General features: G+C 50.8%; 19 protein-coding genes and 1 pseudogene. All 20 read right to left on the minus strand.

Annotation, left to right across the window (positions count from 1 at the left end; all coding sequences use genetic code 11):
- On the minus strand, window positions 1-127 hold a 127-nt coding region (locus MOST_RS18485; RefSeq protein WP_489676595.1), incomplete at its 3' end, for a DUF8806 domain-containing protein.
- A gap of 217 nt (window positions 128-344) precedes the next feature.
- Window positions 345-596 (minus strand): annotated as a pseudogene (locus tag MOST_RS18195) (fumarate hydratase); the annotation flags it as partial.
- Between the two features lie 136 nt (window positions 597-732).
- Window positions 733-1,074 carry a Zn-ribbon domain-containing OB-fold protein gene (locus tag MOST_RS06330; RefSeq protein ID WP_054938041.1) on the minus strand — a complete coding sequence of 114 codons (342 nt, stop codon included), beginning with the start codon at window positions 1,072-1,074 and terminating at the stop codon, window positions 733-735.
- Window positions 1,075-1,077: 3 nt separating this feature from the next.
- Window positions 1,078-2,271 (minus strand): thiolase C-terminal domain-containing protein, encoded by a 1,194-nt coding sequence (locus MOST_RS06335; RefSeq protein WP_054938042.1) that lies wholly within the window; start codon window positions 2,269-2,271, stop codon window positions 1,078-1,080.
- Window positions 2,272-2,306: 35 nt separating this feature from the next.
- Window positions 2,307-2,954 carry a hypothetical protein gene (locus MOST_RS06340; protein WP_083476819.1) on the minus strand — a complete coding sequence of 216 codons (648 nt, stop codon included), beginning with the start codon at window positions 2,952-2,954 and terminating at the stop codon, window positions 2,307-2,309.
- Window positions 2,955-3,085: 131 nt separating this feature from the next.
- A complete protein-coding gene (locus MOST_RS06345) occupies window positions 3,086-4,270 on the minus strand; it encodes an acetyl-CoA C-acetyltransferase (RefSeq protein ID WP_054938043.1) in 1,185 nt (394 codons plus the stop codon).
- Window positions 4,271-4,861: 591 nt separating this feature from the next.
- Complete coding sequence (locus MOST_RS06350) at window positions 4,862-5,620, minus strand: cyclase family protein (protein WP_054938044.1); 759 nt, start codon at window positions 5,618-5,620, stop codon at window positions 4,862-4,864.
- Window positions 5,621-5,660: 40 nt separating this feature from the next.
- Window positions 5,661-6,587 (minus strand): beta-keto acid cleavage family enzyme, encoded by a 927-nt coding sequence (locus MOST_RS06355; protein ID WP_054938045.1) that lies wholly within the window; start codon window positions 6,585-6,587, stop codon window positions 5,661-5,663.
- A gap of 14 nt (window positions 6,588-6,601) precedes the next feature.
- Window positions 6,602-6,985: a cupin domain-containing protein gene (locus MOST_RS06360; RefSeq protein WP_054938046.1), complete on the minus strand. Its 384-nt coding sequence runs from the start codon at window positions 6,983-6,985 to the stop codon at window positions 6,602-6,604.
- A 32-nt stretch (window positions 6,986-7,017) separates the two neighbouring features.
- Window positions 7,018-7,614, minus strand: a complete 597-nt coding sequence (locus MOST_RS06365) for a cupin domain-containing protein (protein ID WP_054938047.1) — start codon at window positions 7,612-7,614, stop codon at window positions 7,018-7,020.
- Window positions 7,615-7,945: 331 nt separating this feature from the next.
- On the minus strand, window positions 7,946-8,638 hold the full coding sequence (locus tag MOST_RS06370; protein ID WP_054938048.1) for a 3-oxoacid CoA-transferase subunit B: 693 nt from the start codon (window positions 8,636-8,638) through the stop codon (window positions 7,946-7,948).
- 4 nt (window positions 8,639-8,642) lie between these two features.
- A complete protein-coding gene (locus MOST_RS06375; protein WP_244267249.1) occupies window positions 8,643-9,344 on the minus strand; it encodes a CoA transferase subunit A in 702 nt (233 codons plus the stop codon).
- Window positions 9,331-11,742 carry a xanthine dehydrogenase family protein molybdopterin-binding subunit gene (locus tag MOST_RS06380; RefSeq protein WP_054938049.1) on the minus strand — a complete coding sequence of 804 codons (2,412 nt, stop codon included), beginning with the start codon at window positions 11,740-11,742 and terminating at the stop codon, window positions 9,331-9,333. The genes MOST_RS06375 and MOST_RS06380 overlap by 14 nt, the downstream gene beginning before the upstream one ends.
- Window positions 11,743-11,806: 64 nt before the next feature.
- On the minus strand, window positions 11,807-12,310 hold the full coding sequence (locus tag MOST_RS06385; RefSeq protein WP_054938050.1) for a (2Fe-2S)-binding protein: 504 nt from the start codon (window positions 12,308-12,310) through the stop codon (window positions 11,807-11,809).
- Window positions 12,291-13,202 (minus strand): FAD binding domain-containing protein, encoded by a 912-nt coding sequence (locus tag MOST_RS06390; protein WP_054938051.1) that lies wholly within the window; start codon window positions 13,200-13,202, stop codon window positions 12,291-12,293. The genes MOST_RS06385 and MOST_RS06390 overlap by 20 nt, the downstream gene beginning before the upstream one ends.
- A gap of 214 nt (window positions 13,203-13,416) precedes the next feature.
- Window positions 13,417-14,403, minus strand: a complete 987-nt coding sequence (locus tag MOST_RS18200; protein WP_054938052.1) for a xanthine dehydrogenase family protein molybdopterin-binding subunit — start codon at window positions 14,401-14,403, stop codon at window positions 13,417-13,419.
- On the minus strand, window positions 14,382-15,668 hold the full coding sequence (locus MOST_RS18205; protein ID WP_054938053.1) for a xanthine dehydrogenase family protein molybdopterin-binding subunit: 1,287 nt from the start codon (window positions 15,666-15,668) through the stop codon (window positions 14,382-14,384). Before MOST_RS18205 ends, MOST_RS18200 begins: the two co-directional genes overlap by 22 nt.
- A gap of 225 nt (window positions 15,669-15,893) precedes the next feature.
- Entirely contained in the window at window positions 15,894-17,378 is a 1,485-nt protein-coding gene (locus MOST_RS06405; RefSeq protein ID WP_054938054.1) for a sodium:solute symporter family protein, read from the minus strand.
- Window position 17,379: 1 nt separating this feature from the next.
- Complete coding sequence (locus MOST_RS06410; RefSeq protein ID WP_054938055.1) at window positions 17,380-17,646, minus strand: hypothetical protein; 267 nt, start codon at window positions 17,644-17,646, stop codon at window positions 17,380-17,382.
- Between the two features lie 303 nt (window positions 17,647-17,949).
- Window positions 17,950-19,875, minus strand: coding sequence for a TRAP transporter permease (locus tag MOST_RS06415; RefSeq protein WP_054938056.1), 1,926 nt, complete (start codon window positions 19,873-19,875; stop codon window positions 17,950-17,952).
- Window positions 19,876-19,898: the final 23 nt, after the last annotated feature.

The following is a 19,898-nucleotide window of genomic DNA, read 5'->3' on the forward strand; positions in this document are numbered from 1 at the left end:
TATCTTCCGGCTGAATAATATGTCCTTTCTTAAATCGCCTTCCCTTGAACTCGCCAGGAACGATTTTGGTCAGGTCGTGGGCCAGGACCGTGCCCACGCTATCTTCGACCCGGACTTTCTGGAGCATCTGCCCTACCTCCTTTTATGATATGACCCATGGTTAAAATTCCAGTTGATCATTTATTTTTTTCGTAAAAAGTGTTTGACCTTTGAGGTATCCTTTGGGACAATCACAGTAGAACCGCTGGCGGGGCAGTTAAGGTTCTTCGCTATTTCGTGTTGGTAAAAGGTAAAAGCCATAGAAATAAGTAATACTGGCAATATTTCGGCAAACCATAGTCAAGACCCACAATCACCAGGAATTTTTCTACTTCCAGACGATTGTCGCCGGTATTTTTACGCAGTAAAGGATCGCCAACTACCGACTTACGGAGGTAGCCTTCCGCATAGTCCTGCCGCACGCCAGCATTGACGGTTTCATACAGTTTGCCACCCGTCACATGTACTTCCTGTCCCACTTCCACAAAGACTACCGCCACCCCGGTATCCTGTCAAATGGGCTCCCCCCTACTGGCCGTCAGCCTGGTGTTCTCCTGTGCACAAGCCTGGCATTATTATAACATGTTTTCTCTCTGGTGCTAGCCGTTTCATCTGGTCTACCAGGTTAAAAATAAACAACCGGGAAAACCTGATATTTACCCGGTTGTTTTAGTTTCTAACCTTTAAAGGAACTTATTCGGCTTTCTTGAAAATAAACCCGTAGTAATCCTGCCCTACCCCCTCTTTTACTACACCCACAGTGGCTTTCAGCCTCATACCCACGGCCAGATCTTCACAATCAATCTGGCCGGCAACGCGGAGGCCATTGTCAAACTCGACAATGCCGAAGGCCAGCCAGGGCTTCATATAACCCTCGGGGAGGTTATACACCCGGGTATAAGTTAAAAGGGTGGCTTCACCTTCTAACGGTATCGCTTCAAACTGGCGCTGACCGCACTGGCGGCAGACGAAATAGGCCGGATGATGGAGCTTACCGCAGCTGGTACACTTATAGGCATACATCTTCGCTTCCATGGCCTACTCCTCCTCCCTGCTCAAGATGGTAGCTACGACGTTATTGCCAAAGCCACCAAAGTTCACGGCCAGCCCGTTTTTAGCGCTTGCTACCTGGCGGCCGCCGGCTTCTCCCCGCAGCTGGCGAACCAGTTCGACAATCTGGGATATACCGGTAGCGCCCACAGGATGGCCCTTGGCCTTCAGGCCACCGGAGGTATTGATGGGGATCCTGCCCCCGACTTTGGTATCTCCCCGCCGGACGGCCAGGTGTCCCTCACCCTTGGGGAAGAAGCCAACTTCCTCCGAGATAGCGATCTCCAGAATACTGAAGGCGTCATGCAGCTCCGCCACGTCGATATCTTCCGGCTTTAACCCGGCCATCCGGTAGGCTTTTTCGGCCGCCCGTCGCACGGCTAGTAAGTCCGTTGGTACCTCCCGTTCAGCAATCACATGGGTGTCCGTAGCTTGGCCGATGCCGGCGATGCGGACCGGCTTTTTGGCAAAACGGTCAGCTACATCCAGGGCACAGAGGACCAGGGCCGCCGCCCCGTCGGACACCGGGCAGACGTCATAGAGTCTGAGGGGCTCGGCAACGTAGGGGTTAATGACACCGGCGTCTTCGTCTTCGGTAATGGCGTATAAATCGGGTACCAGCTGGATGTGGGCCACCGGGTTGTGCATGGCGTGCTCGTGGTTTTTGACGGCTACCATGGCCAGGTCTTTGGCCGTGACGCCGTATTTATCCATATAGAGGCGGGTAAACATCCCGGCAAAGGCCGGCAGGGTTAGGCCATACCTATACTCTGCTTCGGGGTGTAGCATGGTGGCCACAAAATCGGTAGCCTCCCAGCCGGTGACCACCCGCATCATTTCCCCGCCCACAACAAGGGCCACATCGCACATGCCGCTGGCAATGGCCATAAAAGCCAGCTTTACCGCCGAGGCGCCTGAGGCCGGGCCGTTTTCCACCGTTTCCGCCATGGCCGGGCGCAAATTCAAAGTATCCACCAGGGCTGAAGCCACCCCGCTCTGGCGGTTGAGCATGCCGGCGCCCATGGTGGCCACCAGGACCTGGTCCACGCCATGGCCGGGTCCAGTCTTAATTCCGGCTTCATCCAGGGCTTCGACAGCAGCAGAGCTGAACATTTCGAGAAAAGAGCCGTTGGCGCGGCCAAATTTTGTATGGCCAACGCCAACGATACCGACTTTACGCACTGCCTACTGACCTCCTTCATTAAATTTACAAAAGTTTACATTGAAGGAACAATCAGCTTTTTAGCTGTAGCCAGCATCTCTTCGGGGACCGGGCGGCGGCCGGTGCACTTGGCAGCCTTGTGCTTTTCCCACAGGGCCCTGGTCAGGACATAGGTGGGCACACCGCCGAGTTCATGCCATTGTTCCGGCCGCGGTTCCAGCTCGTACTCAATCATCCAGCGCCGGAAACCTATGGGGCTCTCCGCCACAATCCAGACTTCTTCCTGGCCCAGATAATCCAGGTGGTACTCCATCTTGGCTGCAAAGAGCTGGGCGCCGATGCGCAGGCCCCGTTTCAAAGTTATGGTGTGATAGGACATGCCAACCTTCTCATTAAGCATGCGACCATTGACAATGCCGGCAATAACCCCATTGATGGTACCGACCAGGCAATATTCATCCTTGACCCGGTAGCGGTAATAGCCAAGGAGTTCGGCATACAGGCGGGCGGCGACGATGTCGTAAAAGTCCTTTTCCACGGCAATCATGGGCTTGACGGCTTCTAGAACCCGCGGCACGTCTTCCCGGCTGATCTGGTGTACGACCATTTTCTCGCCGGAAGCCAGGGTGATGTATTTGGGCGGGTAGGGAACCATGGGCGTCTCAGGTGGGCGCAGGGACTGCTCCAGCTTGTCAATTATCATAGAGAATACCTCCTCCTCCTCAAAGTTATGGTTTTTTCAGTACCCTAACTACCTGCTCGACAACTTACAGCCTATTCTTTACAGACGTCAAAATTATCATCAAAAAGGCCAGGAAACAAAGCAGGGCATTTCTATCCTGCCCGCTCCACTACAGTGGCCACTCCCATGCCGCCACCCACGCATAAAGTCGCTAGTCCATAGAGGCCGCCCTGCTTCTCCATTTCGTAAAGGAGAGTTACCATAATGCGCGCGCCGCTGGCACCTATAGGATGACCCAGGGCTATGGCCCCGCCGTTCACGTTGGTCTTGCTTAAATCCAGTTCCAGCTCTTTGGCCACGGCCAGGCATTGAGCGGCAAAGGCTTCATTGGCCTCAATCAGATCCAAATCAGCCACGGTTAGCCCCGCCTGCTTTAAGGCTTTGCGAGAAGCTTCTACCGGACCGATCCCCATGATGCTTGGCTCTACTCCGGTTGCAGCCCAGCTACGGAGTACAGCCAATGGCTTAAGGCCCAGGCTTTCGGCCTTCCAGGCGGAAGTTAAAACCAGAGCTGCCGCCCCGTCATTTATTCCCGAGGCATTGCCTGCGGAGACAGTGCCATCCTTTTTGAAGGCCGGCCGGAGTTTAGCCAAAGCCTCTAGAGTGGTGCCGAAGCGGGGATGTTCATCCTGGACAAAGGTTATAGGTTCCCCCTTTATCTGGGGAACTATTAAAGGGACGATCTCTTCCCGGAAACGGCCTTCTTTTATAGCCTTTTCCGCCCTCCTCTGGCTCTCCAGGGCAAAAAGATCCTGCTCTTCCCTGGGAATGTTATACCGCTGGGCCAGATTTTCGGCGGTAATGCCCATGTGGTAATCGTTAAAGACTTCCCACAGGCCGTCCTTGAGCATGAGATCCACTACCTGGCCATGTCCCATCCTCATGCCCCAGCGGGCCCCGGGCAGAGCATAAGGTGCCTGGGACATGTTCTCCATCCCGCCGGCCACGATTATATCTGCCTCGCCAGCGGCGATAAGGCTGGCAGCCAGGTTGACAGCCCGTAGGCCCGAACCGCAGACCATGTTTATTGTCATGGCCGGGACTTCCACCGGGAGCCCAGCTTTTATGGCTGCCTGACGGGCCGGGTTCTGCCCTTGGCCGGCCTGCAACACGTTACCCAGGATCACTTCATCCACTTGCCCCGGCTCTATGTCTGCCCGGCGCAAGGCTTCTCTTACCACGATGGCTCCTAGCTCGGCTGCCGGAATATCCTTCAAGGTGCCTCCAAAGCTGCCTATGGCTGTACGTACGGCGCTAACGATGACTACATCAGTCATTATGGGTTTCACCTCCTTCTTTCAGCTCCTTTATGGTGTCCACTTGCAGCCTCTCAATTGGCACCTCGTGGGTGACGGCAGTAGTCAAAACAAATAGTGAAGAACAGCTTCATCAGGTGCTGCCGAAAAGCTTACCGGCCCAGGCCATCATCGTTTAAGTCTTCCGGTCTAACACGCTGCTCGCTTCCAAAACAACACCTCCCCCTCGTGGCCTTTATAATACCCGGCTATGTGGCAGAGGGCCCACCGGTCAACCAGGAAGTTGACGAAAACGCCTTTACGCATGTGCCCGCAGAGAGGCAGCACTGGCTAGGTCCCAGTCCACCATGGAGTCAACAATCTCCGGAATCTTCAACACCTCACAAAGCCCGGCGATAACCGTCGAGGGTCCTGCACGGAACAGACGAAAGCCGCTTGTATCTAGGGATATCGAATATTCCTTCAGAAAATATCCATTCTTTGATGCCTCTCAAAAATGCTTACTTGCAACATTATAGGGTGCGGAAAATGGGTCATAAGCCCAAATACTACAGCCGCTAAATCCTCCTGAGGGTTTGATCCGCGCTGTTGCCTAGAGAACAATATCAAGCTTCAAATATCCAGAAAGGCCACAACCCTGCAAATAGATGCTTCGCCCCCCACGAACTTCCACGGAAAGACCCCAATGAGGTTAATTCTCTGATTAAGAAGCTCATCGATATCTCCACCGATATTCTCGACATGTATCAGTTCGTGAGGGAACAGGTGGAAGTGCATCACTTGATAATCCTCTGGAGGAAACGCGTCGTCAAGTGGCCGTCCAATTACTTTTTCGACTCTTGCGGCATGATCTGGCCTAAGGCTCCTTACCACCGTGTTCATAGGATGGTCTGCGGAACCACAGTCAACCCCTATCCATCTAAGTTCCATCGCAAGAGCCCACTCTGCGAATTCCCTTGTCGGGCCCGGATGTTTGCAAAAGTACGCGTCCTCGTCGAAATCTTTACTCTCGCAGGAGTAATGATGAAAGCCCGTATGAATTATCAGCACGTCTCCCTTTTTGACTTCGACCTTCTTCGTAATATTCTCCGGCCTGTATATTTCATATGGACCAACTTCGTCACTTATGTCCACAACAACACCTGGGCCTATAAGTCGCTCAAGAGGAATGCTAGCGATGTCTCTTCCACTGTCCACAAAGTGTAATGGCCCATCCAGATGCGTGCCGACATGCATAGTCGTCTCAACGCGCTGAGCAACGACCCTGTTGGTCGACAGCCGTTTAATATACTGAACAATAGGAGCAGGATAGGTCGGAAAAGGGGGGGTCTTTATGCTCCATGGCTGGGTTAAGTCGACAAATCTTTTCATGCTCTTTCCTCCCAATCAGATTTTTTCTTCCAATTTTGGGCTAATAGCCAACTTTGTCCATTCCTTTCAATCCAAGGATATCTCGAGCTTCATCTGGAGTCGCTATGTCAAAATCTAAGTTCCTTGCTATTTTCACCACCTTCTCAACGAGCTCGGCATTACTCTTCGCGAGGATACCCGGGCTCAGCTTGATGTTATCCTCAAGTCCAACCCTTACGTGGCCTCCCACCAGCATGCCGTGAGTAGCCATTACAAACTCCGCCGGATATCCGATGCCGGTGACAGACCAGGTAAACCGATCTTGAAATAAACGGGTAGCAACAGATTTAAGATGGAGAAGGTTTTCGATAGAAGCACCTATGCCTCCGAGCACACCTAAAACAAACTGTATATGAATTGGCAGCTCAATCCATCCCTCTGAAACCATAAAAGCCACATTGTACAGGTGTCCTACGTCATATATCTCAAGTTCAGGTTTTGTTCCAGTTTCCCTAAAAACGCTACCCATATACTGCAAATCGCTGAATGTGTTCTTGAATACGAAGTCTCTCGTCGACTCCAGATAGTCCCTTTCCCAACTAAACTTGAATTCTGAGTATCGCTTCACTATGTTAAACATTCCAAAGTTCATAGATCCCGTATTAAAGGAAGCAATCTCTGGACGATACCGGCGCACAACGGCTACCCGATGTTCTACCGACATTCCAGGTCCGCCCCCGGTAGAAGGGCACACAACCGCATCGCACTTTGCCTTAATCTTTGTAAGTAGCTCTCCAAAAAGCTCGATACTAGGGACAGGCCGCCCATTTTCTGGATCCCTGGGATGAATGTGTATTATCGCCGCACCGGCTTCCCAACAACGTCGAGCTTCCTCTGCGATATGGTCAGGTTTGTATGGAAGGTACTCCGTTTGAGTGGGAACAACCATGTTTCCCGTAAGTGCTGCGGTCACAATTACTTTACGCACATGTTCCCCCTCCATCATTCGTCTTTAACAAGGCCAGCCCGTCTGTATAAATCCATATCAAAGGGGCTCTGCGCTCCGACCACTATATAATCGTCGGGGCCAAAGCACTTTACAGTATGACGAATCCCCGGCGGAATATATATGACCGAACCTGGTTCAAACTCGTATTCTTTACCGTTGTCTAAGTCAACTACCACGCCCCTCCCTTGCACCACAAAAATGATGTCCTCGGATTCCCTGTGAACGTGAGGAATATTTTCTTGGCCAGGTTTCATCACAACATAGTGAAGAGCACAATTTTTAGCCCCCATACCTGGCCAAACGATCGCCTTTGCTTCTCCGCCATCCACTATTGGTATAGTAACGTAATCCCGATTAACGTGAAGAACCTTGATCACTGTTACTCCTCCTGTTCTCAACCATGTAGTGTTCACCGATAAATGTTAATCCACAGCGTTCTTGTCCTGGAATCTCCAATATTTTCAAACCGGTGAGGCTTCCCCGAATCAATACTGACAGCATCTCCCTCAAATGCGTCAAAAGCGCTATCTCCTACCCAGATCCTCAGCTGCCCTTCAATAATTACGCCATATTCCCTCCCCCGGTGTCTCGTCGGCACGTCTGAACTGCTTGTGCCAGGCTCATAGATATTCTCGGCAACCTCTACGTTCTGCTCGAGGTCGTGAAGCAAAATTCTCCTTACTACACCACTTTTGGTCTGGAAAACCGTCTGTTCCGCTCTCCGTATTATAACCTTCGAAGTTCGTTCTCCACCATCGTCAAACAGGTCTGATAGACTCACCCCGAGCGCGTTAGCTATAGCAACCAAGGTCCCTATCGAGGGATTTGCTTCCCCCCTCTCAACCATACTTAGCATTGAGACACTGAGTCCCGTAAGGTCGGAAATTCTTGCTAAAGTCATTTCCCTTTCTTGGCGCAAACTTCTTATATTTTCTCCCAAGCGCCTTAGGGTTTCCGCCTCAGACCGAGCGAACTCTGTTTCGTTGGCTCCGTTGTTAACTCCCACCTTTTAATGCCCCCTATTTTAGTCGCATTATAACCACATTATAACCAGATTTAACAGATTGGGCAATGTCGCTGCTTAACGTATCTAACCTAGTTTGCCTTGAAAAAGTTTCAAGCTGCAGTTCCGGCATCGGTGGGATATGAGATACTGGCTTCAACAACGTGGTGGCAGAACATTTCCTCCACCTGTCTTTCTGCATGTACCTCTCATTTGCTACCTTAACATAGTGCTATTCTTCCCAACGGGTATTCTACTATATTTAGGCCATCCTGCGGAGGAAGGACACGCATCATTTCAAGCAAAACCTATTGAGTTTTTCAGGATGGAATAATTACTGAAACCTCTCTATCCGCTCGGGTATGCGAAGATCCGCTCCAGTTTTAGCAACCACCTCCTCAACACTCGTCCCCTCCCATAACTCTCGCAACTCCAGTCCCTGCACCGTAACCTCTATGACCGCAAGATCCGTCACTATGAGGTTGACTACTCGCGCAGCCGTAAGCGGAAGGTCACATCGTTTAACGATCTTCGGTCTACCGTCTGGTCCCACATGCTCCATTGCGATGATTACCCTTTTGGCCCCTACTGCAAGATCCATCGCGCCCCCCATTCCAGGAACAAGCTTTCCCGGAATAATCCAGTTGGCCAAGTTTCCCTCTTCGTCTACTTGCAGTCCACCAAGCACTACGACATCCAGATGCCCGCCGCGTATGAGGCCAAACGAAGTAGCGCTGTCGAAACAAGCCCCGCCCTCGAGTATCGTGATCGGCTGACCACTTGCATTCACAAGGTCGGGATCCTCCTTGCCAGGTGGTGGGGCCGATCCGATTCCAACGATACCGTTTTCCGATTCAAAATACACCGTAATATCTTGGTTGACATACTCAGCAACCAGAGTCGGAATCCCTATCCCGAGATTCACTACATCTCCATCTTTAAGTTCCAGCGCCACTCTGCGTGCTATCCGCCCACGCGCCTCTTGTCTTGAACGCTCACTGCCGGCAACTTTCAAATGATTCCCCATACCGTTACACCATCCTCTTTTCCGCGATAACCAGAGAATCAATAAATATTCCCGGTGTCATCACGTCATCCGGAGAAAGATATCTATCCTCCAGTAGCTCGTCAACTTCGGCTATAACCCATTCAGCGGCGGTTGCCATGATAGGGTTAAAATTCCGGGCGGTCAAGCGGTACCTCAAATTTCCTATTCTGTCTGCCACATGTGCCTTGATTAGCGCAAAGTCCGCTCGTAGCGGTTTCTCAAGCAAGTAATTACGTCCGTCTACGTTAATTACCTGTTTCCCCTCCTGAGCCATCGTGCCAAGCCCCGTCGGCGTCAAGAACCCACCTAGACCCGCTCCTCCGGCTCTAATCCTCTCAGCCAACGTGCCCTGCGGCACAAGCTCTACATCGAGCCCCTCCTTCATCTGAGCTTCAACTTCTGGATTAAGACCAATATGAGATGCTATAAGCTTTTTGATCCGGCGTTCACGAATCAGCTTGCCAATCCCCTTCCCTGGAAGCCCAACGTTGTTGGAAATAATTACCAGGCCCCTTCGCCCAAGGCCTACCAGCGCATCGATCAGCGTTTCTGGAACGCCGCACTGGACGAAGCCGCCTATCATAATTGTCGCCTCGTCAGGAATGCGGCTTACTGCCTCCTCAGCAGAAGATATTTTCTCGTGTCTAGGCTTGAGCAATCTGCTGGCTACTTCAGCCTTCCTCACGGTGTTTCCCCTTCCTTTGCGCTTCGAGTCCTTCAAGCAACACATGGGGCTCAATCGGTAAGTTGAAGCACCTTACACCGATAGCGTTATAAATTGCGTTGCCAATCGCCGGAGCAGTCGCAACCATCGTACCCTCACCGAGTCCCTTTGCCCCGTACGGACCGTCACGGTGAAGGGCTGGTATAAGATAAACCTCATTTTTATCCCCCGTGGGAACGTCTTCTGTTGTAGGTAACAGGTAATCGGTGAAACCCGCGTTTAACTGTTTACCGTCCACGAATACCATCTTCTCGTACAATGCGCTCCCTATTCCCATGCCGGTTCCACCCTCGATCTGACCCTCGCATAACTGGGGATTTATAGGCTGACCGCAGTCGAAGGCGCTTATGACTCTTTCAATGTTGACTCTTCCAGTTCGGACATCGACGGAAACAAGAACCGCCTGGGCACCATGAGTGTAGAAAGACGTAAGCCGTTCGCCTGTTCCCGTTTTTCTGTCCACAGGGGACGTAGCCTGATAGAAAGTTGCCTTACCCAGAATCTCTCCTAGTTCAGATACATACCGCCCCCAACCAAGCCGGTTCACCGTGAAGAGGTCCGAAATCCTTACACGTTTAAGGGGGTCCACCTTTGAAAAGACGATGCCCTGGGCCACCTCGAGCTCACCCGGATCCATTTCGAGCACCCGGGACGCACGCTCGAAGAGCTGCCTCTTCGCTTCGGTAGCCGCCCGCCGAAGCGCATTTCCCGCCATATAAGTGGCCCTACTTGAGATCGATGCCTCATCGTATGGACATATGTCTGTATCGCCGCAAATGACGCGCACAGAACCAATGTCCGTCTTGAACTCCTCTGCCAGGATCTGGCTCATTACGGTCTGCATTCCCTGACCTACCTCGTCCACGCCGACTCTGGCTTCAACCACTCCGTCCTCGTGGATTTTTACTATCACCGTCGATGCCGTAGGGGCCAGACTGTATTTATTCCCGAGCGCTATTCCCCAACCGTAAACGACGTCACCAGAATTCTTGTACTTTCCCTCGAATGCCTTAACCCGCTCGGCCACCTTCCTGAGACACTCTGCGGCACCGATGCTATGAACTATCTCACCAGCAGGATTGCGTTCCCCTTCCTTGAGAATGTTCTTCAATCGAAATTCAACCGGGTCTATTCCCAACTTTTCGGCAATAATGTCCATCTGGGTTTCAATAGCCCACTGGACCTGCGGATTACCAAAGCCACGAAAAGCTCCGGCCACGGGTTCGTTTGTATATACCCCATAAGATCTGATCCTGAAGTTGGGAATCCTATACGAACCGACTGCCCCGAAGCAACCCGTGACCGTGGTCAGAAATCCGTAGTTCGAGTATGCGCCTCCGTTTTGAATGAACAGTATATCACGCGCCAGAAGTTGTCCGTCCCTGGTAACCCCATCCCGAAGATAAATGACAGCCGGATGCCTGGTTACCGCACCGTAAAAAACTTCCGCTCTTGTGAACGCCACCTTTACCGGTTTTCCGGTAACCTTCGACAAGCCCGCCGCAACTCCTGCGGCGACCAAATCCTGCTTACCGCCGAAACCTCCGCCAACAGTAAGCTGAATAACCCTGACTTTACCCCAGCTCAAACCCAGAGCTTGGCAAAGCTTCCCCTTCACGGGATACAGGGTATTTGTCGACGCATACACCGTCAGCAAGTCGTCATCCCATATGGCGATCGCACAATGGGGTTCCATCTGACAGTGCTGGATTCTGGCCAGCTCGTACCTGTTTTCCACCACGAGATCCGCCTTGGCGAATCCCTCATCGATATCTCCGGACATTATGACGTGGCTCTTGTAAACGTTCGGCCTTTCCGGAATCAACCCTGGGGTCATATTAGGCGAATGAGTGTATTTTGGGAGGTCAGGATGAATTACGACGGGCGGATTGGTACTGAAGGCCTCCTCAACGTCAAAAACCGCCGGGAGAGGTTCGTAATCTACTACAATCTCCTTCAGGGCTCTTTCGGCAATTTCAGGAGTATCAGCCGCCACGGCAGCAACGGCTTCACCAACGAACCGGACGACTGCCTGGGCAAGAATCGGCTGATCGTGAAGGCCAGCTCCGTACAGCCTGTGCTTGAAGTTGTCCGCCGTTAACACGGCCCGGACGCCGGGGATTCTGAGGGCGGCAGAGTAATCAATGCTCTTTATCCTAGCATGGGGATGCGGACTCCTAAGTATTTTCCCCCAGAGCATGTTAGGAAGCGCCATATCATACACATACATTGCTGAGCCTGTTGCTTTCGCGATCCCGTCTACCCGAGGAACGCTGTGCCCAACGCTCCCAAGACCATTCTCACTGGTAACGTCCCGATAGCATCCGCCCATGAGCTTGTTTTCGGCAAATGCTTCCACAGTTCTCTCCTCCCAGTTAAAGCATTCAGCTAGGTTTACCCAGCAGCCGATGCTCTTTCCATGCTCACCCAGTCCCAGCCGCCTTTTTACCGGCCTGGAGCGACAACCTTTTTGCGGCCTCCAATACAGCTTTGACTATCTTCTGGTAGCCAGTACATCTACACAGGTTACCTGACAAGGCTCTCCTCACTTCGGCTTCTGTGGGTTCGGGATTGTTGTCGAGTAAAGCCTTAGCCGACAAGATCATGCCAGGGGTACAGTACCCGCACTGAATCGCACCTTCGTTTATGAACGCTTCTTGAATGGGATGCAGCTGACCAGGCTTGCCAATCCCCTCTATCGTGGTGATTTTTCTCCCGTCCACCTGGACCGCAAGGACAAGGCACGAGTTAACCGGCTCGCCGTCTAGTAGGACAGTACACGCACCGCATTCACCTTCTCCGCAGGCTTTCTTCGTACCGGTAAGTCCCAGCTTCTCTCGAAGAACATCAACCAGTAGTTCCGTTTCCTCCACGATTACTTGCTTCTTATCCCCGTTTATTTCGAGCTCAATCGCAACCCACGACACCACCACTCACCCCCGCGTCAATTTGTCCAGCCGCCCTTCTTAGAGCACTTTCTACTGCGCGTCTCGCCAGCACACCTACCACCATACGGCGGTATTGGGCCGAACTTCGTATATCGGTTATGGGGCTTGATTCTTCTGTAGCCGATTTTTCAATATCCCTTAACTCCAGGCTGTCAACTTTAACTCCTTTAAGCATTTCTTCGGTCCTTACTGCCCTTAACGGCACCGGAGCGACCGCTCCCAGACAAACCTTAGCCTCCTCCACTACGCGGAAATCGGCGGACAACTTAACCCAGGCCGCGGCGCTAGCTATCGAAATCGCTAACGCATTTCTTCTTCCAAGCTTAAAGAAAGCCCCTCCCTCGGTTGGTTCAAGTGCCTTAAACTTTATCTCCGTCAGCAACTCATTCTCCCGAAGCGCAGTTTCCCCTGGACCTAAAAAGAATTCCTGCGCCGGAATTATTCGTTGCCCTGCCGTTGACTCTATTACAAACTCCGCTCCAAGTGCCAAAAGTGCTAAGGCCGAATCCGCGGCAGGAGAAGCGTTAACAAGGTTTCCCCCAATTGTACCACGGTTTCTTATCTGGGGAGACCCGATCTGGGCACATGCTTCACAGAGGGGTTCTGCCTTCCTCATCAGGGACGGGTCTGAACAGATCTTCGAATGAGACGTAAGAGTCCCGATGCGAATGACGTGGCCGTCTACCTTTACGAACCTCAATTCGTCGAGCCTGCTTATGTCAATCAAAACCGACGTAGATATATTCTTACGCTTCAACTGAACCACAAGGTCTGTACCACCAGCAAGCACTTTGGCTCTTTTCCCATACTTCGCCTTCATATTCAGAGCTTCCCGCAGGGAGCTGGGCCTAAGTACGGCAAATTCATTCATTAGCCTAGTTCACACTCCTTTCCTGTTCTAGTTGGTCGTAGGTATATCCGTGACACGGCTTATCTTTCGGCTAACATCTTTGCTCTATCATTTTCAATATAACTAAATATATTTTAAATGTCAATGAAACCAGACACTGGTTTTTGGAAGAAAATTGGCTAACATGTCAAGATATGCTCACTAGGCTCTTCATTACTACTGAAATCTTGTTAAATCATAGTCTTAAACGATAAGCTTCTACTATTCTCTCTAAAGTTATAGGCAACTCGTAAAAACTAATACCCAAAGCATCAGCCAGCGCATTAGCAATAGCTGGTGCTGTAGGTATTAAAGCAGGTTCTCCTATCCCTTTGGCTCCAAAAGGACCAGTAATTTCCGGGTCTTCCACAATTATGGTGTAAATCTGGGGTATGTCTATAGCAGTAGGAATAAAATACTCGGCAAAGTAAGGATTAAGAATCCCTCCTTCCTTTAGCTTCACTTCTTCCATCAAAGCATACCCGATCCCCATCACACACCCACCCTCTATTTGCCCTTCTACTGCGGCAGGATTAATAGCTTTACCCACATCATGGGCTGCTACAATGCGCTTAACTTCCACTTTACCTGTCTCGGTATCTACTTCTACCTCTACAATGTGGGTAGCAAAGGCGTAAGTAGCATAAGGGATTCCTTCGCCTGTAATGGGATCCATAACAGTAGTTGCAGGGTTAAACCAGCCATGACCTAAAGTCAATATTCCTCGGCTTCGGCAATATCCAACCACTTCTTTTAAGGTAAGATGTGTTTCTTCTCCTTTTAAAATGATCTTGCCTTTATCTATGAAAAGATCAGATATAGGCACATTTCCAAGCATCTCTGCCGCCGCCATAAGAACATTCTGTTTAGCCTCTAAACTGGCAGCAAGAACAGCATTGCCAGAGATATATGTTTGGCGAGAAGCAGAGGTAGCCCCCGCTTCAGGGGTGACTCCTGTATCTGCGCTCACTACCACTACATCTTCGTAGCTAATCCCTAAAGTTTCAGCTGCAATCTGAGCTAATATGGTGCTTGAACCCTGGCCAATATCGGCACAACCTGTTAACACTATAGCGCTCCCATCATCCAAAAGTTCAACAAAAGCTGAGGCGGGATTAGGCATTCCTGTGACACCTATTCCATACCACATGCTGGCCATCCCTATGCCTCGCTTTTTAGCCATGATTCTATCTTCCCTTCTGTCATAACTTCTTTCGCCTTTTCCCAAGCCTTAAGCATGGTTTCTCTTATACCCACACTTCCTTTTAACTCTTGTCTTGTAGCTGTAATTGAACCAACTTTAAAGGCATTACGCAATCGCATCTCTAAAGGGCTTAACCCTAATTCTCTAGCTAAAATGTCCATTTGTGATTCATGGGCAAAGGCAATTTGGGGGACACCGAATCCCCGAAATGCTCCAGCCCTAGGATTATTGGTATATACACAATAAGCTTCAATATCTACATTGGGTACTTCATAGGGTCCTGTAGCATGGACTGCAGCTCTCTTTAAAGTAGGTGGCCCGTACGAAGCATAAGCTCCTGTATCCCCAATAATCTGGACCCGTACTCCCAAAAGCTTTCCTGTCCTGTCTGCTGCTGTAGTATAGTGCATTATAAAAGGATGTCTTTTAGGGGTAGCTATAAAAGACTCCTGCCGGTCGTATACCATTTTGACAGGCCTTTTAAGTTTATAGACGGCAAGGCCTAGATAACACTGTACAGAAACATCTAGTTTTCCTCCAAATCCGCCTCCTGTATAAGCTTGAATCACTTTTACTCTGTTCAATGGCAACCCCAGCACCCTGGCTATTTCTTTCCGGTCATAATGGGGATTTTGGGTGGAAACCATTACTACTATTGTATCTCCCTCTAGCCAACCGACTCCTGCTTCCGTCTCGATATAACAATGTTCTAGCAAAGGTGTTTTATACGTTCTACTTACTACTACATCTGCCTCTTTTAAGGCTTTATCTATATCTCCCCTTTTTATCCGTGTAACAGTTAAGATATTCCCTTTTTCATGGATTTTTGGAGCTCCTTCTTGCATGGCTTCTATCGGATCAAATACCGGAGGCAATTCTTCATATTCTACCTTTACTAACCCAGCCGCCCTTTGGGCAGCCCCTTCATCTTCAGCAACAATTAAAGTCAAAGGGTCTCCAATTTGCCGTACTTTATCGTAAGCTAAAACACATTCATCCTTAACAACAATTCCTATTTGGTTGATCCCGGGAATATCCTTAGCTGTAAAAACCGCTACTACTCCTGGTAGCTCGCAAGCCTCTTTAACATCTATTCGTTTTATTATTGCATGGGGTACATTGCTTCTTACAACTTTTAACCATAGCATGCCTGGTAAACATTTATCTCCAGCATAAATTGACTGGCCTGTTACTTTTTGGCGGGCATCCAAACGAACTACCCGTTGCCCAATTACCGTCGGCAAAGATTTTTCACCTCCATTAACAGGTCATTCATCTTCGCTACCAGCGGCTGCTGCTAATCGCAAGGCTCTGCCTTCCTATAGTTTAATTTAGTAATACTGAGCAAATAGGGCTATAACTAAAAGGTAATACAAAGTCACGCCCCCTCTGGCCACCCGCCACAGCAGCCAGAGGGGGAGCCACAAGTATCCTGCGCTAATACCTGTCAAATTTCGCCCACTTTAGCGCTACAAGACATTCTTTTCCCGCAAAGTAGCGTTGACGCCGTCCACAAAAGCCGCCCCGCCCTTGGGCGGTTCTGTCACGGCGCTGACCACGACAAACAACACCGCTGCTACAATTAGGCCCCACACGCCGGGCCAAAGGCCCAAGGGCTCCAGCTTGCCAAGTTCGAACCAGATCACCAGCACCGCGCCCACTACCATGCTGGCCACAGTCCCGGCAGCCGTACCCCGCTTCCAGAAGAAGGTCCCGAAAATTGCTGGCATCGTTACCAGGAGACCAGCCGCGGAAGCTATTGAAAGCACGGCGATAAGGTCAAGCTTCAGGAAGGCAAACAACAAGGCTGCTACAGACATAATGGGAATGACCCAATGGCCGACCTGCAACTGCCGGGCCTCGCTGGCGCCCGCCTTCAGGTTGCCATAGATATCGCGAGCGAACAAAGAAGAGACGGTAAGCAGGACGGAATCAACGGTGGAAACAGCGGCCGAAGTTATGCCGACCATGGCAATCAGCGCCAGCACCAGCGGCACGCTAGTCGAACCGAGGAGCGTCGGCGTGGCCATATCCGCATTTGGCAGGTTGGGCAGAAGAACCCGCGCCGCGAAGCCCCACGTTATTGAGATCACGGTGTAGATAAATCCAAATATGCAAAATCCCACGACCATGCCGCGCATGCCGCGCAGAGAAGCTGGTACGAAGAGGCGTTGACTTACGTGGGGCATAGTGACGCAGTAGAACAACCAGGGCAATGCGAGGCCGAGAAAGGTCCGGAACTTAAAGTAGCCGGGCCCAGGTACCGTCAACCACTTAGGATACTCGCTACCCAGCCGAGCAAAAAGCTTCCCAAAGCCGCCAATCTCACCATAGACCACAAATAAGGAGATCGAGAGGGCAGTAACCATCATTATCATTGCCTGCAGAGCATCGGTCCAGGCCACAGAACGCAGGCCCCCGATCCAGACCCAAGCCACGGCCAGTAGGGTGGCTAGAATTACGCCGGCGGCAAAGGGGATTACGCCTTTGCTCAACCCTTGCATTAGATAGGCTATCCCCATGAGCTGCACGGCGCAGAATGGGATGAGGAAGATAATCGAGGCTAAGGCGGCAATGGCGGCCACGGCGCGGCTTTCGTAGCGGTCGCCCAGCATTTCCGCAGGCGTCACATAGCCCCGCTCCTTGGCGGCCAGCCAGAAACGCGGACCAAAAAAGACGGCCAGCATCAAGCCCGAGAGGTAGATTAGCTCAACGCCCATGGCACCCACGCCGGCCTGGTAGGTGAGCCCGGCCAAGCCGACCATCATAAAGGCACTGTAGGTGGTGGCGCTGTAGGTCAGGGCGTTGACAAAGGGGCCAAGGGTGCGGTTGGCCAGAAAGAAGTCAACCATGCTATGACCGCCCTGCCCCAGCCCGCGGCGGGCGGCAAAGGCCACAGCCATGCCAACTACAATGTAAAGCCCGATGGCCAAATATACCCATATAGCGTTCACCCTAATCCCTCCAACTCCGAGTCATAGTAAATATAGAGATGATTGCCACTATGGCATAAACCGCCCAGTACAAAAAGGTGCCCGCGGCGCTGGCAACATCGCTCAGCAAGGTAAAAGGAACGATAAAGCCCGAGAGCACCAGGATGCAGCACCAGATCACCCAACCTATGCGAACATGGCTTAGGCTCTTCTCCTCAAATTCTGGCTTTCCAGCTACGCTAACATGGGTTAGGCTCTTCTCCTCAAATTCCGGCTTTCCAGTAGACACTGGGCTATCCCTCCTCCTTAGAATTTATTCTTCCTAATTCCACTATTTACGCCATAAGCAACTTTTCTAACAATGCTCTTGAGTTATTCTTTTACCTATTATCCCTCCCTTCTTTTCTTTCAAACTAGCGTACTGAATTCATCCCCCCCTTTCTCTACCTTTCCTTTTAGGATCAGGGGACAATCACATGGGGTCCACCTTTATACTCCCCCTTCATCTTCAGGGCTTCCTGCAGAGTTCTGGGCCTAAGTACGGTAAATTCAACCATTACTCTAGTTCACATTCCTTTACTTGGCTAGTCGATTATAGCGAATCCGTAACATCGCTTACCTTTTTAACCGCGCTCCGCCTATAAATCATATAAGCCATAAGTAAGGCACCTAAACCAATTGCCCCCTTTACAGGTCCTGGTGAAACAAGGAGTAGTCCAGCGGCAAGGAAAAGAAACCTGCAAAGAACACCAAGGGGTACACGTATGTTTCCCGCCAGCCCAATTGCTAAGGATACTACCCCTATGGCAGAGGTGACTACATCCACAAGCACTTGGGAAACATCGCCCTGAAGAAGTAGCCCCCGTGAATACACAAACATAAATGGAATTATCAAACCGGGTAGCCCCATACGAACGGCAATCCAGCCCACCCGCATCGGATTACCTCCGCATATCCCTGCTGCAGCAAATGCCGCAACGGCTACTGGAGGAGTTATTGCGGATAGGACGGTATAGTAGAAAATGAAGAGATGCGCCACCAACGCTGGCAGGCCCATTTGTTCAAGCGCGGGAGCAACAAGCACCGCTTCTACAATGTACGCAGCTGAAGGCGGCATGCCCATTCCAAGTATTATAGCTACCACCATTGAAAGGATAAGTGCAACAAAGAGATTTCCTCCAGACAATACTATGACCATTTGCGAAGCTTTAAGCCCAAGGTCGGTAAGCGTTACGACTCCCACAAGTACACCTGCCAGAGCACAGGCAACCGCTACAAGTGAAAGGTTGCACGCCGCGGACTCAAGGCCGTCCAGTATTTGTCTAGCCGATAGCCAAGTACTCCTCTGAAGATAGCATAGAACAATATTGGCAAGAAGGGCATATGCTCCAGCTTTAATTGGAGTATAGCCCGCAAAAATCATGTAAAGAATAATACCAATGGGTATTAAGAATATCCAGCCGTCCCGCAATACCCGCATAAGAACAGGGCGCTCCCCTTTGGCCAGCCCGCTCAGGTTACGCCGCAGGGCTTCGAGATCCACACTTGTGTAGACCGCAAGGTAGTACAAAACAGCTGGAATCGCCGCCGCGAACGCTATCTCTTTGTACGGTATATTTGCTAACTGAGACATAATAAATGCTGCCGCTCCCATAATAGGAGGCATAATTTCACCACCGGTTGAGGCCACTGCCTCAACCGCTCCTGCAAAATGCTTCTCAAATCCCATTTTTCTCATAAGCGGAATTGTAACGCTACCCGTAGTTACAACGTTACCGGTTGCTGCCCCACAGATCATGCCAAATAAAGCCGACGCTACAGTAGCTATCTTGGCGGGGCCTCCCCGTACGCCTCCCATTGCAGCTAATGCAAAGTTAGTAAGAAATTGACCACCACCTGATGCACTAAGCAAAGCACCGAATATGACAAAAATCGCAACATATGTTGATGAAACCCCAAGTGGGACACCAAACACTCCGCTTGGAGTAAAGTATATGTGATCCACAGTCCACATCGCCGAAAAACCGCGGTGTCCCAGTATACCTGGAATGTAAGGTCCTGCTGCCACATAAATCAGGAAAGCAACAACCACCAATGGCAGGGCAAGCCCCATCATGCGCCGGGCTAATTCCAAAAGAACTACAATCCCTATAATACCAAGCACTAATTCAAACCCGCTTAGTGGGGTAATGTATGAAAATCTATTGGATATCGCACTAGCATTCACTGCAACATAGCCAGCGGAGAGTAAGGCTAACCCTGCCAGCAACCAGTCATATCCCTTTATCTTAGCTCCTTTTACCATAGGGAAAGTCAAAAAACCAATCCCCGACGCCAGTGCCAAGTGAATAGCTCGCTGCTCAAGTGTCCCTACCATCCCAAATACAGCTGTGTAAATCTGAAACAGAGACAAGGAAACTGCTAGTATACGTAATATAAGACGTCCTGTTTCTCCTAAACCCCGTTGACTGTTACTGAGATCCTCCTGTACTAAGACCGATTCATTCAGCGACGCCAACGCTAAAACCTCCATCTGCACAT

Origin of the sequence: Neomoorella stamsii (assembly GCF_002995805.1) — a bacterium.
GTDB classification, from domain to species: domain Bacteria; phylum Bacillota; class DSM-521; order Neomoorellales; family Neomoorellaceae; genus Neomoorella; species Neomoorella stamsii.

Coding starts and splice junctions, on each gene's coding strand:
- MOST_RS06330 (WP_054938041.1), bottom strand. CDS start 1,074: ATGGAAGCGAAGATGTATGCCTATAAGTGTACCAGCTGCGGTAAGCTC.
- MOST_RS06340 (WP_083476819.1), bottom strand. CDS start 2,954: ATGATAATTGACAAGCTGGAGCAGTCCCTGCGCCCACCTGAGACGCCC.
- MOST_RS06345 (WP_054938043.1), bottom strand. CDS start 4,270: ATGACTGATGTAGTCATCGTTAGCGCCGTACGTACAGCCATAGGCAGC.
- MOST_RS06350 (WP_054938044.1), bottom strand. CDS start 5,620: ATGAAAAGATTTGTCGACTTAACCCAGCCATGGAGCATAAAGACCCCC.
- MOST_RS06370 (WP_054938048.1), bottom strand. CDS start 8,638: ATGGGGAATCATTTGAAAGTTGCCGGCAGTGAGCGTTCAAGACAAGAG.
- MOST_RS06390 (WP_054938051.1), bottom strand. CDS start 13,202: ATGAATGAATTTGCCGTACTTAGGCCCAGCTCCCTGCGGGAAGCTCTG.
- MOST_RS18200 (WP_054938052.1), bottom strand. CDS start 14,403: ATGGCTAAAAAGCGAGGCATAGGGATGGCCAGCATGTGGTATGGAATA.